The organism is Candidatus Woesearchaeota archaeon (assembly GCA_016188115.1).
Lineage (GTDB): Archaea > Nanobdellota > Nanobdellia > Woesearchaeales > GW2011-AR9 > JACPIK01.
This window is the reverse complement of the sequence record JACPIK010000002.1, coordinates 659,961-672,738: the sequence shown is the minus strand read 5'-3', so window position 1 is coordinate 672,738 and position 12,778 is coordinate 659,961. Positions and strand designations below refer to the sequence as shown.

The 12,778-nt window shown below is 38.6% G+C and carries 16 protein-coding genes; 3 read left to right on the top strand and 13 right to left on the bottom strand.

Features of this window, described 5'->3' with window-relative positions; translation table 11 throughout:
• Positions 1-44: 44 nt before the first annotated feature.
• Entirely contained in the window at positions 45-596 is a 552-nt protein-coding gene (locus HYV86_03665) for a CBS domain-containing protein (protein MBI2572929.1), read from the bottom strand.
• Between the two features lie 118 nt (positions 597-714).
• Between HYV86_03665 and HYV86_03660 the strand changes: the two genes are divergently transcribed.
• Together HYV86_03660 and HYV86_03655 are read left to right on the top strand one after the other, a co-directional pair.
• Positions 715-1,008, top strand: coding sequence for a hypothetical protein (locus tag HYV86_03660; GenBank protein ID MBI2572928.1), 294 nt, complete (start codon positions 715-717; stop codon positions 1,006-1,008).
• Positions 1,009-1,031: 23 nt separating this feature from the next.
• Entirely contained in the window at positions 1,032-2,198 is a 1,167-nt protein-coding gene (locus HYV86_03655; protein ID MBI2572927.1) for a methionine adenosyltransferase, read from the top strand.
• Between the two features lie 136 nt (positions 2,199-2,334).
• Here the strand turns inward: HYV86_03655 and HYV86_03650 are convergent, their stop codons facing one another.
• The 5 genes from HYV86_03650 to HYV86_03630 form a co-directional block, all read right to left on the bottom strand.
• Positions 2,335-2,904 carry a hypothetical protein gene (locus HYV86_03650; protein MBI2572926.1) on the bottom strand — a complete coding sequence of 190 codons (570 nt, stop codon included), beginning with the start codon at positions 2,902-2,904 and terminating at the stop codon, positions 2,335-2,337.
• A 45-nt stretch (positions 2,905-2,949) separates the two neighbouring features.
• Positions 2,950-3,363 carry a hypothetical protein gene (locus HYV86_03645; protein ID MBI2572925.1) on the bottom strand — a complete coding sequence of 138 codons (414 nt, stop codon included), beginning with the start codon at positions 3,361-3,363 and terminating at the stop codon, positions 2,950-2,952.
• 55 nt (positions 3,364-3,418) lie between these two features.
• A complete protein-coding gene (locus tag HYV86_03640) occupies positions 3,419-5,095 on the bottom strand; it encodes a SulP family inorganic anion transporter (GenBank protein MBI2572924.1) in 1,677 nt (558 codons plus the stop codon).
• A gap of 69 nt (positions 5,096-5,164) precedes the next feature.
• Positions 5,165-5,803, bottom strand: coding sequence for a hypothetical protein (locus HYV86_03635; GenBank protein MBI2572923.1), 639 nt, complete (start codon positions 5,801-5,803; stop codon positions 5,165-5,167).
• On the bottom strand, positions 5,800-6,585 hold the full coding sequence (locus HYV86_03630; protein ID MBI2572922.1) for a hypothetical protein: 786 nt from the start codon (positions 6,583-6,585) through the stop codon (positions 5,800-5,802). Before HYV86_03630 ends, HYV86_03635 begins: the two co-directional genes overlap by 4 nt.
• A 142-nt stretch (positions 6,586-6,727) precedes the next feature.
• On the opposite strand from HYV86_03630, the gene HYV86_03625 reads away from it, so the two are divergent.
• On the top strand, positions 6,728-7,477 hold the full coding sequence (locus HYV86_03625) for a helix-turn-helix domain-containing protein (protein ID MBI2572921.1): 750 nt from the start codon (positions 6,728-6,730) through the stop codon (positions 7,475-7,477).
• Here the strand turns inward: HYV86_03625 and HYV86_03620 are convergent, their stop codons facing one another.
• Genes HYV86_03620 through tgt form a run of 7 tightly spaced genes read right to left on the bottom strand, consistent with a single transcriptional unit; the run spans position 7,478 to position 12,766 of the window.
• Positions 7,478-7,957 (bottom strand): hypothetical protein, encoded by a 480-nt coding sequence (locus HYV86_03620; GenBank protein ID MBI2572920.1) that lies wholly within the window; start codon positions 7,955-7,957, stop codon positions 7,478-7,480. It abuts the gene before it with no gap.
• Between the two features lie 7 nt (positions 7,958-7,964).
• On the bottom strand, positions 7,965-9,026 hold the full coding sequence (locus tag HYV86_03615) for a transglutaminase domain-containing protein (protein ID MBI2572919.1): 1,062 nt from the start codon (positions 9,024-9,026) through the stop codon (positions 7,965-7,967).
• A gap of 53 nt (positions 9,027-9,079) precedes the next feature.
• On the bottom strand, positions 9,080-9,613 hold the full coding sequence (locus tag HYV86_03610; protein MBI2572918.1) for a class I SAM-dependent methyltransferase: 534 nt from the start codon (positions 9,611-9,613) through the stop codon (positions 9,080-9,082).
• Positions 9,606-9,929 carry a hypothetical protein gene (locus HYV86_03605; GenBank protein ID MBI2572917.1) on the bottom strand — a complete coding sequence of 108 codons (324 nt, stop codon included), beginning with the start codon at positions 9,927-9,929 and terminating at the stop codon, positions 9,606-9,608. The genes HYV86_03610 and HYV86_03605 overlap by 8 nt, the downstream gene beginning before the upstream one ends.
• Positions 9,929-10,918, bottom strand: a complete 990-nt coding sequence (gene queA, locus HYV86_03600) for a tRNA preQ1(34) S-adenosylmethionine ribosyltransferase-isomerase QueA (protein ID MBI2572916.1) — start codon at positions 10,916-10,918, stop codon at positions 9,929-9,931. Before queA ends, HYV86_03605 begins: the two co-directional genes overlap by 1 nt.
• Positions 10,919-10,927: 9 nt before the next feature.
• Positions 10,928-11,623 (bottom strand): hypothetical protein, encoded by a 696-nt coding sequence (locus HYV86_03595; GenBank protein ID MBI2572915.1) that lies wholly within the window; start codon positions 11,621-11,623, stop codon positions 10,928-10,930.
• A 9-nt stretch (positions 11,624-11,632) separates the two neighbouring features.
• Positions 11,633-12,766, bottom strand: a complete 1,134-nt coding sequence (gene tgt, locus HYV86_03590) for a tRNA guanosine(34) transglycosylase Tgt (protein MBI2572914.1) — start codon at positions 12,764-12,766, stop codon at positions 11,633-11,635.
• Positions 12,767-12,778: the final 12 nt, after the last annotated feature.

Here is a 12,778-nt window from a genome sequence, read left to right as displayed (position 1 = left end):
GTGTTTTTTCTAAGATATTTTTTAAGATATAATATTATTAAAATTTATTCCATCTTTCCTAACAAATCAGCCTTGGAAATAATCCCTTTAATATCACCTTTTTCTGCGACAAGAATGATTGGGTAGGTGGTGAGAAGTTCAGATATGCTATGGATGCCCGCTTTGAGTGTGACAATAGGGGGTGCGTCTTCCATGACGTCTTTAGCAGTCAACGTGGCAATTTTTTCTCCTTTTTCAAGGAGTGTGTTAAGAAGGATGCTCTCTGTTACTAATCCACAAATACGTTCTCCGGCAAGCACGGGGACTTGAGAAATACCCTTGGCTTTCATTTTCTTGATAACTTCACGGATTGGTTCTTTGTGGTCAACAAAAATAATTTTTGGATTAAGCAAATCTTTTGCTTTAAGTTCATGCTGCTCTTGTAATTCTTCCAGAGCATGAAAGATTTGCTGTGCTTTGGTAAATGTGGGATCAACTTTACCTGCTTCAATTTTCGCGATAAGACTTTGTGAAACACCGGCTTTTTGGGCTAGCTGTTTTTGATTGAGACGAAATTTTTTACGTAATTTGACGATTTCTTCTAGCTTTTGAATCATGATTGGGTGTTTTTATTACTGGAATATATATGTTATGTTTTTATTCAGATATGAATATTCATATGGGAATAATTATGACACGATTGTTTATATAATTCCTCATTTGAAAAAAGAAGTTATGACTTACGAACCTACAACTGCTGTATCGACGCACTATTTACTACAACCGACACCTGCAACTCTTTTACCTTATTCTGCAAATCCTGTTTCTGATCTTTTAGAAAACCCTTGGATAAGAAGACATGTAGATCGAGGATTAGGGGGGTTTACCTTACTAGATCATATCGTTGGTTTGGCAGAACATGTAGCAAAAGCAACTCGAGGAGATACAGATCCAAGAGTAACGCAAGGATTAGCATATCTTCGCGAAACACACCCTCAATTATTTTCTTCAAGAGGAAAACAACAATAAATTACTAAAAAGGTGAATATACTATGACAAGCGGAAATTATTTTTTTACATCGGAGAGTGTTACTGAAGGACATCCTGATAAAATGTGCGATCAGATTTCAGATGCAATTTTAGATGCTATGATTAAAGATGATCCCATGTCTCGGGTTGCTGTTGAGACATTAACAAAAACAGGGTTTGTTGTGGTTGCTGGTGAAGTAACGACAAGAACGTATGTTGATATTCAAAAAGTAGTTCGTGATACTATTCTTGAAATCGGGTATAACAAACCAGAGTTTGGCTTTGAAGGAAGCACGTGCGGCGTTCTTTCTGCTCTGTCTGAACAATCACCTGATATTGCTCAAGGTGTTAATGAAGGAGAAGGTCTTCACAAAGAGCAAGGCGCAGGAGATCAAGGTTTGATGTTTGGGTATGCTGTCAATGAAACTCCTGAATTGATGCCTTTATCACTTATGCTTGCGCATAAAATTACATCTCGTCTTGCGAGTGCTCGTAAACGCGGCGAAATTTGGTATTTACGTCCTGATGGGAAATCACAAGTTACTATTGAGTATGAACATGGTAAAGTAAAACGTGTTGATGCTGTAGTTGTTTCTACACAACATCATCCTGATGTTGATCTGGAAACTATTCGACGTGATGTTATTGAAAAAATTGTTAAACCAATCTGTGGTCATTATGTTGATGAACGAACAAAGTATTTCATCAATCCTACTGGTACCTTCGTTATTGGCGGTCCTGTAGGGGATGCTGGTGTTACTGGTCGTAAAATCATTGTTGATTCATATGGTGGTCATGGACGTCATGGTGGCGGTGCATTTTCTGGAAAAGATCCTACTAAAGTTGATCGCAGCGCAGCATACTATGGTCGTTATGTTGCAAAAAACATTGTTGCTGCTGGTTTAGCTGATCGTTGTGAAATTCAAGTTTCGTATGCAATTGGTGTAGCTCAACCTGTTAGTATTCATGTTGAGACGTTTGGCACTGGTCATGTTGCTGAAGAGAAAATCGTTGATCTTATGAAAAAACATTTTGATTTCAGACCTAAAACGATTATTGATCAATTAAATCTTCGTCGACCAATCTATCGTAAAACTGCTGCGTATGGTCACTTTGGACGTAATGATCCTGATTTCACTTGGGAGAAAACGGACAAAGCAGAAGTTCTGCGACGAGAAGCTGGTTTGTAAGAGTTTTTGATTTTTTAATTTTCTTCTTTCTTAATTTTCTTTTTACTATTTTTCTTTTGTAGGGTCGACAATATCAAAGTGCGCTTGGTTAGGTAATATCCAACCTCGTGCGTGTAAAGAAATCATTCTAAAATAATCATGGATGTCCGTGTCCGCCGGCACCTGGTGCGGGGGCTGCTCGGCCAGCATTTGGTCTTGCAAGATAGTATATAAAACGTGCTCCTACTGCTGCAAGAGCTCCAAGAATAAGGCCTTGATACGTTGGGTCTCGAGTAATTTGATCTGATACTTGTGCTGCTTGAGTATAATAATCTGCAATTTTAGCTAAACCTTGATGTGGTCCGGTATAATTATGTAAGTGAGAAGATAATGCTGCTGATGTTAATGCTGCAGATGTGACTGCTACTCCGTCGCGATAAATGTCATCTACTAATCCTCGGCCTCTATTAAGATCCATGAGTTGATGTGTTGCAACTGCTCCGGTTGCGATAGGAACAAGTGAATCAACGAGATCCTCTAATCCGGGATTGTTACTAAATGCTCCGAAAATAGCTGCACCTGCTTTAGCTGCGCCATATGTAAGTGCTATATGTGTTGCTGCCCTTACACTTTGGCGATGTTGGTAAGCATGTGCGTACTCCATTGCTCCATTAGCAATAGTACGCCCTGCTGCACGGGTGGCATTAGCTATGGCTCTTATTGACATGGGAGAAAAGAATGAAGTCTACTTTAAAAATCTTTCTCAAATTAACTACTTCTTAGGAACAACGCTTCGTTTTCCATTCTCGATTTCGCGCAGCCACATCAAACCTATTTTAATCATTAGGCGGTTGAATTTGTCGGATACTTTGTAGGTCTTTTTGTACAGGTCATATTCAATTAGTCCCATGCCGCGCATAGGGGTGAGAATACGATCGTAAAATTGGCGTTTATTGTATGAAATAAATTCGTCGCGTTCTAATGGGGATCGACCTTTTTCTTTAAGTTGGGCACGTCCTTCATGAAGTTGTGTGGCAAAGACACTCATTTCTGTTTTGGTTATTTCACCGCTGTTCTCCCACATATATTTAATCAACATTTTGGCAACAATTTCTTGTTGTTCTGTGGCGAAAAGTACTTTGTATATATCTTCAGGTAGGTTGAACTGATCAAAAAGAATAACCATAATCTATTTTTAGCTTTATTTCTATATAAATGTTACCGATATGTATACTGGAAGCCTATTTTGCCCCGTTTTCTAACAAAATGTTGTGAAGATTGTTTTCAACATGGGTGATGGCATCTTTGGTTTTAGGAAAAATTTCAGATGGCTTGACAGTCTCACGAAACTCTTTACTGTGATGCAGGGTTTTGTAAATCTCAGGTGTAAGATCCGCAAGAAAAACAATTCCTTTGTGTTTCTTTTTTTGTTTGATGAAATCAACGAGACGAATCAGTGCAGTACTGTCAATAAATGGAACATATTTTAAACGCAGGATTGTGATGGGTTTTTTATTTTCAATATGTTCGTCGAGTTTTTTATCAAATACACTCATTGCGCCGAAAAAGAATGGACCATGAAGGGTGTAGACATTGACTACTTTTTTGAGTTGTTCGTTACGAAAGACAAATGCTGTCCCACTTGGTTCTTCAAAATCTTTCATGTGGGTAATATCAATGATATCCATTAATCGCACAAAAATCGATGCTGCTGCAAGAACCATGCCAACTTCTACTGCAAAGACAAGATCTGTGAATACTGTAAAGCCAAAGGTTGCGAGTAGCACAATGGTTTCTAAGCGACTGATTTTGAAAACCATTCTAAATTCGTGCATGTTAATCATGCGAACTGAAACCACCATAAGAATACCAGCAAGGAATGCTTTAGGAATATATTGAGCAATAGGGGCAAAGAAGAGGAGTATCAAAAGAAGGAAAAGTGCATGAATTATCCCTGCAAAACGGGTCTTTGCACCTTCACGAATATTCACTGCACTGCGAGCAATTGCTGCTGTTGCGGGAATTGCGCCAAAGAACGGAAGCACGACGTTAGCAATGCCTTGTCCTACTAATTCTTTGTCGCTTTTATGTTTAGTATTAGTCATACCGTCACATACTACTGCGCACAGGAGTGCTTCGATGGTTCCTAATAAGGCGATGGTAAATGCGGCGGGAAGAACGCCTTTAACAAGCTGCCAATTAATATTGATCAGTTGAAAATCTGGTAAACCGGAAGGAATTGCTCCTACTTGAGGAATGGCAAGCGCTAAAACAATCACTGCTCCTGTTGAGAGAACAAGAGGAAATAATGATGCGGGAAGGTTACGAAGATAGGGAATACGATGAAGTATTTTTGGAAGCACTAGTAAACAAAAAATAGTGAAAAGGGTAACAATAATTGCCGTGGGGTTAGCGTTAGGGATGTTCTTAATGATTTCAATAATTGTTTCCCAAACATGTTCTTTTGATCCAATGGTAAGACCTAATGAATTGGCGATTTGACCTATGAAAATAATAGCGCCTATTCCTGCGGTAAAACCGGTTACGACAGGCATGGGAATAAATTTAACGAAGCGACCAAGTTTAGCAAAGCCAAAAAGAAGTTGGAAGACACCTGCGAGAAATCCAGCAAGCAGTAACCCTTCTATGCCAAATTTATGAACTGCTGAAAGTATTACTACAGTCATTGCTCCTGTTGGGCCTGTGATAGAATATACTGAGCCACCAAAGGCAGATCCGAGAATACCTGCAATGATTGCTGTGTAGAGACCCATAATTGGATCAACACCTGATGCAATAGCAAATGCGATGGCTAGTGGAAGAGCTACGATGGCGGTGATAAAACCTGCTTTCAAATCAGAAGAGAAGTTGTCTTGGAAATATTCTTTTACTTTGGTTTTAATTTGTGTGACATCCATCAAGGCGCACGTTGCGGGTAGGTTGTATTTAAAGATTGTTATTATCGAGAATTTGATAGGTTTTGTTGATTAAAAGTTTCCTCGCCATTGTAGTTGAGCACCGGTTTCTCCAATGCTTGCTTCTAACCAACTGGTATGTTGCTGGGAGTCAAGATCATAGCGAACTAGAACATCTGTCAATGGTCTTTTGTCTGTTTTTGGATTGTAATTTCCATCAAGGCCTATTCTTACTTTTGGATTGCCAAGGCTTAGAGTTAGGCCAAACAGGTTTTGGTTTGGGTTGTTGGTGTTTTTGTGAACTGGCACAGCAAGATGATATCGTGGATCAGCAACAAATGTTCCTAGATCAATCGTTGCTTGTGCAACAAAGTGGGCAGTTCCTACTCTAGCTCTTTCATCTGTACTATATGCTAGGATTGGAATTACACTAAATGGATTAAGTCCTTCAATGATTACACCTGCTCCTGCAAAATAACATAACTGCTGTCCGTCTGTAGTTAAAGCAGCTATTCCCACAGGACTTACACTACCAGTATTTCCAAAATATTTGAGCGCAAGATTGTGCTGTGTTGTTTGAGCTCCCTGCGAGAGAGTGTAGTGTGCTTGACCTGATGTAGGTCCGCGTTGACCGTCGTAAAAATCAGCATTTGCAATTGTGGGTGCTGTTAATAGTAATGTGGTTAAAGCTAGTGTTTTTGTGGTGTTCATTTTTTTCTCCAATGTAATAATTTATCCATTGTTCTTCCGTTTACTGGTTCGTAATCTATTTTGAATTCAGCAGCTTCAACAACTTTTTTAATAGTTAAAATTCTGGTATAGGCAATATCTCCATGTCTCTGAATTCCATCTTTAGATCTTTGTGGAGTTTCAAGTTGGACTAGGTATTGTTCATATGCGGAGAGTAATGTGGTTTCCATTTCTCTTAGAATTGTGTGAGTGTTGCTTGGGCAATGTTGTTGAAGGTATTCTACAACTTCAAAATTAGTTCCTGAAAGAGTTATCGCATACCAAATATGTTCTCTCGCTGCTGGGTCTGTAACATTTTCTAGATTTTTACGAAGAAGGATTCGATCTATGGCTGCCTGCGCACCTGAACCCTCAAAAAGTGAACCAGCGAGTTTTGCTTCTTCACGACCGTACGGGAAGTCTGGCGTGGCTAGGATTCTGTCTGTAAGTTTTTTGTAATGAGCTGATGCTCTGTTAAGAGTCCATCCATCTCCATCTTTGTCAATAGATTGGAAGTCTCCTCTTAAATATTGAGATGAAAAAGCCACGTCCTCTGTGTATCTACTTTCTCGCCGCCCTTGAATCTGATCTGCAACAATTGCAAGCACGCGTTCTAATGGTTTATCGGTATTAATGCTTCCATCCGTATGTACCTTCCGGCGTAGAAGTCTCTGTGCTTCTTCAGCTAATCGACCACTAGGGTCAAATACATGGAGTAGCTCATATATTTTTGAACTAAGATGTTCATAGGGAGGGGTTGTCATTTTTCACCATTTTTGCCATTTTAATCACTTTAATGTAACAACACCTGCTTGTTGCTTCTACTTAAAGATTTGTGGTGGTAATCACCACCTCTGGACAGAAAGTTTATATTGGGCGTCTCTTTTGGGTGTACTGGTTTTACCCATGTTTCAAGAACTCTTACAAAAAGTTGGACTTTCTCTTAATGAGTCACGCGTCTATGAGGCACTGTTGTTAGTTGGGGAGAGTAATGTTAATACGCTTTCTGTGAAGTCTAAAGTTCATCGGCGTAATGTCTATGATTCGCTTCATAAGTTGATAGAGAAAGGTCTTGCATCCGAGACGTTTGTGAAAGGTGAAAAACTCTTCAAACCCACTGATCCACAACGACTTTCTGAAATAATGAAAGAACAAGAAGTGTCGTTGAATAAGAGCTTGCCTGCGATGAAGAAGTTATATGATTTTGTTGAACCTGATGCAGAGGCATATATGTTTCGTGGAATTGAAGGTTTTAAAAATTATCTTCACCTGATTCTAGAACAAAGAGAGCCAGTTTACTTTATTGGTGCCAAAGCGTTATGGCTTGATCCACGGTTGAAATATTATCTTACTCATTTTGATGCAGAACGCAAGAAGAAAGGAATTAAATTTTTTCATTTGTTTGATTATGAAATAAAGACTGAGAAACCTGAGATTCTAAATCTGGTGGGTAAACCCTACAAGTTTCTTCCCAAAAAATATTCAAGTCCAACTTGTGTGGATGTCTTTGGGGACTATGTTGTGACGTTTGTTGGTGCAAAACCAGGTCAATTGGATGATGAACCTATCCAATTTGTGTTGAAAAATAAATTATTGGCAGATGGCTATCGTAAATTCTTTCAATTTATGTGGGATTTTTGTCCAGAAGAAAAATGATTAACGTGGATATTTCGTATATTTCTTGCATAATCTATCTCTTAGGTTTTGAGCTTCATTCATAGTTATAATCTGATCTTTATCATGGTCTGCATCATGGAGCATTCTTAGTTGAGAATCGATATTGTGTTGATATCTAAAAGGATTAAGATTTCCTTCAATATAGTATCCTTCTTGTATTTTTCTTACTTTAAATCCTCCTGCGTACATCACTGTTAATTCTGCAATTATTGCTTTGAGGTCTTTATGCGCAGTATACCCCTCCTGTAAACGAAGCATGTCGGGACCAAGTTCTGTTGGTTGTGAGGGTTTTTCTGTAGATGGTTGTGAGGTGGGAGATTCTGGAAAAGAGGGTAATTCGGTTGCCTTTTGTTCTTGCTCTTGCGCAAAATCCCGCTGATTGTAGAACTGTGGCATAGGTCCACAGCTTGTAAGAGAGAAGTACATTGCTACTGATGTAAAATGGTGAGTTAGTTTCATTTTTTTATTACCAATATTTTGCTAAGGAATGGTCATCACTAAGAATTTTAAAATCAGTGTATTTTACGTTGAACCCATTAGGGTCCGTTGTGTCAACGAGAACTATTTCTCCTCTAGGGCTGAGATGGCCCGCAACTGCGTGTTTAGTTCCAACTTCAACTAAGAATGCCATATTGCCTACTAGTCTTTCCAGGGTAACTTGAAGAGCGGCTGACTCACCACAGACACCTTCTCGGTCATAAAATACTTGCATTGCACCTCTGTACTCAACAGTATTTTGTCTTTTATCTCTGCCATAGTGTATATTTGATGTGACCCATCTAAAGATAGCTTCGCTTTTTTCTAAATCGTCCGTTATACCTCTTGTTAATTGCCTTGCAAGTCTTTGCATAGGCTGGTCGTATGTAAATGATGATCCATTAGGTTGAACAATTGCTCGAACATAGTTGCTTTCTTCTATTAATTTTGTGATTTTGTCATCGTTATTCCTGATAGAGTACCCTTCGATGATTTCAGGTAATCCTACTGTTTCAATTTTAATTTCTAAATTTTCTTCTAAGCTTTCAATTAATTTTGGTACTTGAATTCTATAATTTGGATGCTTTCCATTTGCAAGACTTTGTTGAGACCGCATGGATGCTACTTGTAAGCACCGGTTTAGAATCAAACCGAATGTTTCTCTGGACCTTGATTGAGCTAACAGTATAACGTAATGTGGTTCATCAAATGGTCCATAAAAAAACCATTCTCCTCTTGTTTGCACCGAAGGACAAGATGCCATTCTTCTTGCTAAGTTTCTCTCTAATTCTGATGCGCTTGGTCCATTAAACTCTGAATCGGTAAGGATACGTGTTTCTAAACCTACTCCCTGTGCAAACGTAAGAGTTTGAAAAAACGGCTCGTGGTCTTCGTCGTCTAGGTTACTGGCTGTAGCAAGGGTTACACTTAATCTATTCCCATTTGCATTAATATTTTGTGATGAAGGAAGAGCCCAGCTCATATAGAGTTCTTTATGGAAATTTTTTTCCACATTAAACCCATAAATGTTATGGTGATCTATTTTTGACATAATTCTAGAAAATAAGAGTTATTTAAAAATTTACTCTTGAATAGTTGTGACTTTTAAGCAATCCTTCTACTCAACGTCAAACCGTCTTTAATGTGAATGATTTCTGTTTCTAGTTGTGGATGATGTGTAACTGCTTCAAGAAAATCTTTAGATTTGTCCATCAGTACATTATCGGTAATTATATGTCCACCAACTTTGACTAGGTGGATACAGTGGGGAAGAGCTGTAAGATATTCGCGTTTTTCAAAGTCGATAAAGATAAGATCAAAATATTCTTTTTTGGTTTTTGTTAATTCGTGGAGATATGTAGGGATATCGGCAAAAATGACTGTTGCATTGATTTTTGCCTTTTCTAAATTCTCTTTACCTTCTTGTTGAATTTTAATACTTTTATCAATTGTCGTGAGATGCGCCCCTTCGCTGCCAAGGACTATGCCACTATACCCTGCTGCGGTTCCTAATTCTAAAATTTCTTGTGGTTTGAATTCTTTAATTTTTTCGTGCAGCCAGACTGCTTTTTCTGGTCCAATAATAGGAATTTTGCGGCGAATGGCTTCTTGTTCAAGCTCGATTAGAAACTTATTCATCTTCAGATTGTGGTTGCCCATAGAACATACCAATGCTAGGTGCTGGATGATTTGGAGCAGTATATTGATATCGTATGCCTGTGACATTCCATGCTGGTTCTATTCTTTCTTTTGAAGCGAATGGTTGGTTGGAGTGAAATCCTGGTTGTTGAGAATATGTTACTACAAGTGTATTGGATCTATCGTCTCTGTTATTTCCAATAAGGCTCTGTCTTGTGATTGTACATCGTTCATTTGGAACATAAATGATTCTGTTTTCTAAACTTAATGTAACACAAGAGTGTAAATCTTTTGTAGGTAATTTTTCTGTGCTCATTATTGCTGCCTCCATAACATCATCGCATCTCCTAATGAATAAAATCGATAATTTTCTTTGACTGCATGTTCATACGCTGGAAGTAATTTCTCCCATGCTACAAATGCACTGGTTAACAAAAGTAGTGAAGATTTAGGGAGATGAAAATTGGTAATCATAGCTTTGATAGGTGCGTTAAATTGATGCCCTGGCGTGATAAAGATTTGCGAATCTCCGGTTGTGGGAAGTACTTTGCCGTTATGCCATTGACAGCTTTCTAAACATTTGACAGTGGTTGTTCCAACGGCAATAATTCTTCCTGAGTTAATGATGTCGGCATTTTCTTGGTCGAGTTCAAAATATTCTTTTCCTGTTTTGTGATTGTGAATATCTCGTACTGGAAGAAATGTTTCAAACGAGATGTCAAGCCGTACTTTAGCAATTTTGATGCCTTTGTGTTTTATTTTCTCGAGTAGTTCTTGAGTGAAATGAAGTCCTGCAGTTGGTGCGGCAAGTGAGCCTTCTTTTTTGGCGAAGACAGTTTGATAATCCTCTTCAGGTACAGTTTGTTTGATGTAGGGTGGAGTAAGAAGAAGAATGTCTTCTGGTGCAAGTTCGTTATCAAAGAAGAGGGTAAACACATCATCTTTCTGTTTAGAAATATAGGCTCGATTGTTTGCAGTGAGAATGATTACGCCGGGATGAAGGTTACTGCCTTTGATTCGACTTTCATAAGCACAAGGGGCAATACGTTTGGTGAGAATAATCTCAACATTTCCCCCTGTTTTTTTGGTTGCAATTAGCTTACAATGCTGTACTTTGGTTTCATTGAGAACAAGAACATCTCCTGGTTGAAGATAGTCAACAATGTTGTAGAAATGTTTGTCTTCAATCTTACCATCTTCGTGAAGTACTAGGAGTTTGCAGTGGTCACGTGGATGCATTGCCTCTTGAGCGATATGTTCGCGAGGAAGTACATAGTTGTATGATTCGAGGTTTATTTGATCCATTGTAACAAATTATTCTCTTAATCCAGATAATGCCCTTTCTACATCCCTATATAATTCTTTAAGATGCACTCTTCTGGTTAGGTTTACATCTTTTTCATCAACGTAAAATAATGCTATTGCATCACTTGTTTGGTTACATATAACTTGGGGTGCTTCATTGAGATAGGTAAAAAAATTGCTCGAGATAGTGGGATCACGAGTTACAATCGCCATTCTTTTTCTTGGATGATATTGCAGATGTCTCTTTGCAACTTCAACTGTATCAATACCACTTATGCCTATCTGCGGTGGCATGCTTACTCTTTCAAAGTTTGCTGGTTTTAATGATTCTTTGACTTGTGAAATCTGGGCATGCAGTTTAACGTATGCCGCAACTGCTTTTAATATTGGTTCGGCGGTTCTAGGTATATTAACGTAACGTCCCGCTTGTTCTGCAAGTTCTGATCCTCGTCTTTCAATTGAGTCTGCATACACTGTTAATTCTCTTATTGTTTCTTTAATGGCATATGTTTTTGGTGATCTTAGAAGACTCATTTGCTGTTCAATTGCTTTTTGTGCTGCGTCTGTATCTGCGACTTCATATTGCTCTCTTATTCCAACAGTATTTCCAATTGCGGATCTGTCAACGAGTACAACATCATTTCTGTGTAAAACACTTTCTAATGAAACTCGTTCACATTGTTTTAACCAATCGTTAAATCCCATTCTTTTTCCTCAATTGATCCATTTTTGTGTTAACTCTTTGAATGTGTTTGTTTTTATCGCGTCGCGTATTTCTTGCATTAATTTGCTAAAGAATGCTAGGTTGTGGTACGTTGTGAGATTGTAAAATAAAAGTTCATCGGCTTTATACAAATGATGTATGTAGCCTTGGGTGTACGTTTTACATACATAACAATCACAGTGTGAATCTAGTGGTTCTTGGCTTTCTTTAAATTTTGCATTTAATACTCTATAGCGAAATTTATTTTCTACTGTGCCATCACTTTCTGGTCGAATAAAAATGTAGCCAACACGTGCTAATCTTGTTGGAAGAACACAATCAAATGTATCGATACCTAACGCGACGTACATGAAAATGTCATCCACACTGCCAATGCCCAGAAGATGTTTTGGTTTGTCTTGGGGTAGGAATTTGAGCGCATGTTCAACGAGGTCTTTGCTTTCTTCTTTAGGATCACCAAAGATGCTGCCAATGCCAATAGCGTCGAATGGTAATGAAGCGACAAACTTTGCAGATTCTTCACGGAGGTCTTTGAAACGACCTCCTTGCACGATGCCGTAGAGTGCTTGTGTTTTGTCTATGTTAAGTTTTTGAAATTCAGCAAGGCTACGCTGCTCCCAGCGATGTGTTCTTTCAAGAGATTTTTTGGTTGTTTCATAATCCGCTTCAATATCAAGACATTGATCAAACGCAAAGATCATGTCCGCGCCTAGTGCTCTTTGGATTTGCATGGATTTTTCTGGTGTGAAAATATGTTTTGATGCGTCAATATGAGATCGGAAGATAACCTGGTCTTCTTCAACTTTACAGAGAGTTTTGTTAAGACTAAAGACTTGAAATCCGCCAGAATCAGTGAATATTGGTTTATTCCAAGTGCTAAACTTGTGGAGTCCACCAAACCTTGCTACTGTTTCATGCCCTGGTTGCAGATAGAGATGGTAGGTATTACATAATGTGGCTTCGAATTGTAGTTCTTGGAGTTCTTTGAATGAGAGTGCTTTAATGGCTGCCTTAGTGGCAACGGGAATGAATGCTGGGGTTTTGAGACTTCCGTGGGGGGTTGAGATAATACCTAGACGTGCTTGAGTGTGCGCTTCTTGGTGGGTGATCTGGAAGTTGAACATAGGTAGTCTGGA

Bases quoted from the DNA above. Each gene is read 5' to 3' on its own strand.
- HYV86_03615 (MBI2572919.1), bottom strand. From the start codon at position 9,026: ATGTCAAAAATAGATCACCATAACATTTATGGGTTTAATGTGGAAAAA.
- tgt (MBI2572914.1), bottom strand. From the start codon at position 12,766: ATGTTCAACTTCCAGATCACCCACCAAGAAGCGCACACTCAAGCACGT.
- HYV86_03665 (MBI2572929.1), bottom strand. From the start codon at position 596: ATGATTCAAAAGCTAGAAGAAATCGTCAAATTACGTAAAAAATTTCGT.
- queA (MBI2572916.1), bottom strand. From the start codon at position 10,918: ATGGATCAAATAAACCTCGAATCATACAACTATGTACTTCCTCGCGAA.
- HYV86_03640 (MBI2572924.1), bottom strand. From the start codon at position 5,095: ATGGATGTCACACAAATTAAAACCAAAGTAAAAGAATATTTCCAAGAC.
- HYV86_03620 (MBI2572920.1), bottom strand. From the start codon at position 7,957: ATGAAACTAACTCACCATTTTACATCAGTAGCAATGTACTTCTCTCTT.
- HYV86_03635 (MBI2572923.1), bottom strand. From the start codon at position 5,803: ATGAACACCACAAAAACACTAGCTTTAACCACATTACTATTAACAGCA.
- HYV86_03645 (MBI2572925.1), bottom strand. From the start codon at position 3,363: ATGGTTATTCTTTTTGATCAGTTCAACCTACCTGAAGATATATACAAA.
- HYV86_03595 (MBI2572915.1), bottom strand. From the start codon at position 11,623: ATGGGATTTAACGATTGGTTAAAACAATGTGAACGAGTTTCATTAGAA.
- HYV86_03655 (MBI2572927.1), top strand. From the start codon at position 1,032: ATGACAAGCGGAAATTATTTTTTTACATCGGAGAGTGTTACTGAAGGA.
- HYV86_03650 (MBI2572926.1), bottom strand. From the start codon at position 2,904: ATGTCAATAAGAGCCATAGCTAATGCCACCCGTGCAGCAGGGCGTACT.
- HYV86_03630 (MBI2572922.1), bottom strand. From the start codon at position 6,585: ATGACAACCCCTCCCTATGAACATCTTAGTTCAAAAATATATGAGCTA.
- HYV86_03605 (MBI2572917.1), bottom strand. From the start codon at position 9,929: ATGAGCACAGAAAAATTACCTACAAAAGATTTACACTCTTGTGTTACA.
- HYV86_03660 (MBI2572928.1), top strand. From the start codon at position 715: ATGACTTACGAACCTACAACTGCTGTATCGACGCACTATTTACTACAA.
- HYV86_03625 (MBI2572921.1), top strand. From the start codon at position 6,728: ATGTTTCAAGAACTCTTACAAAAAGTTGGACTTTCTCTTAATGAGTCA.
- HYV86_03610 (MBI2572918.1), bottom strand. From the start codon at position 9,613: ATGAATAAGTTTCTAATCGAGCTTGAACAAGAAGCCATTCGCCGCAAA.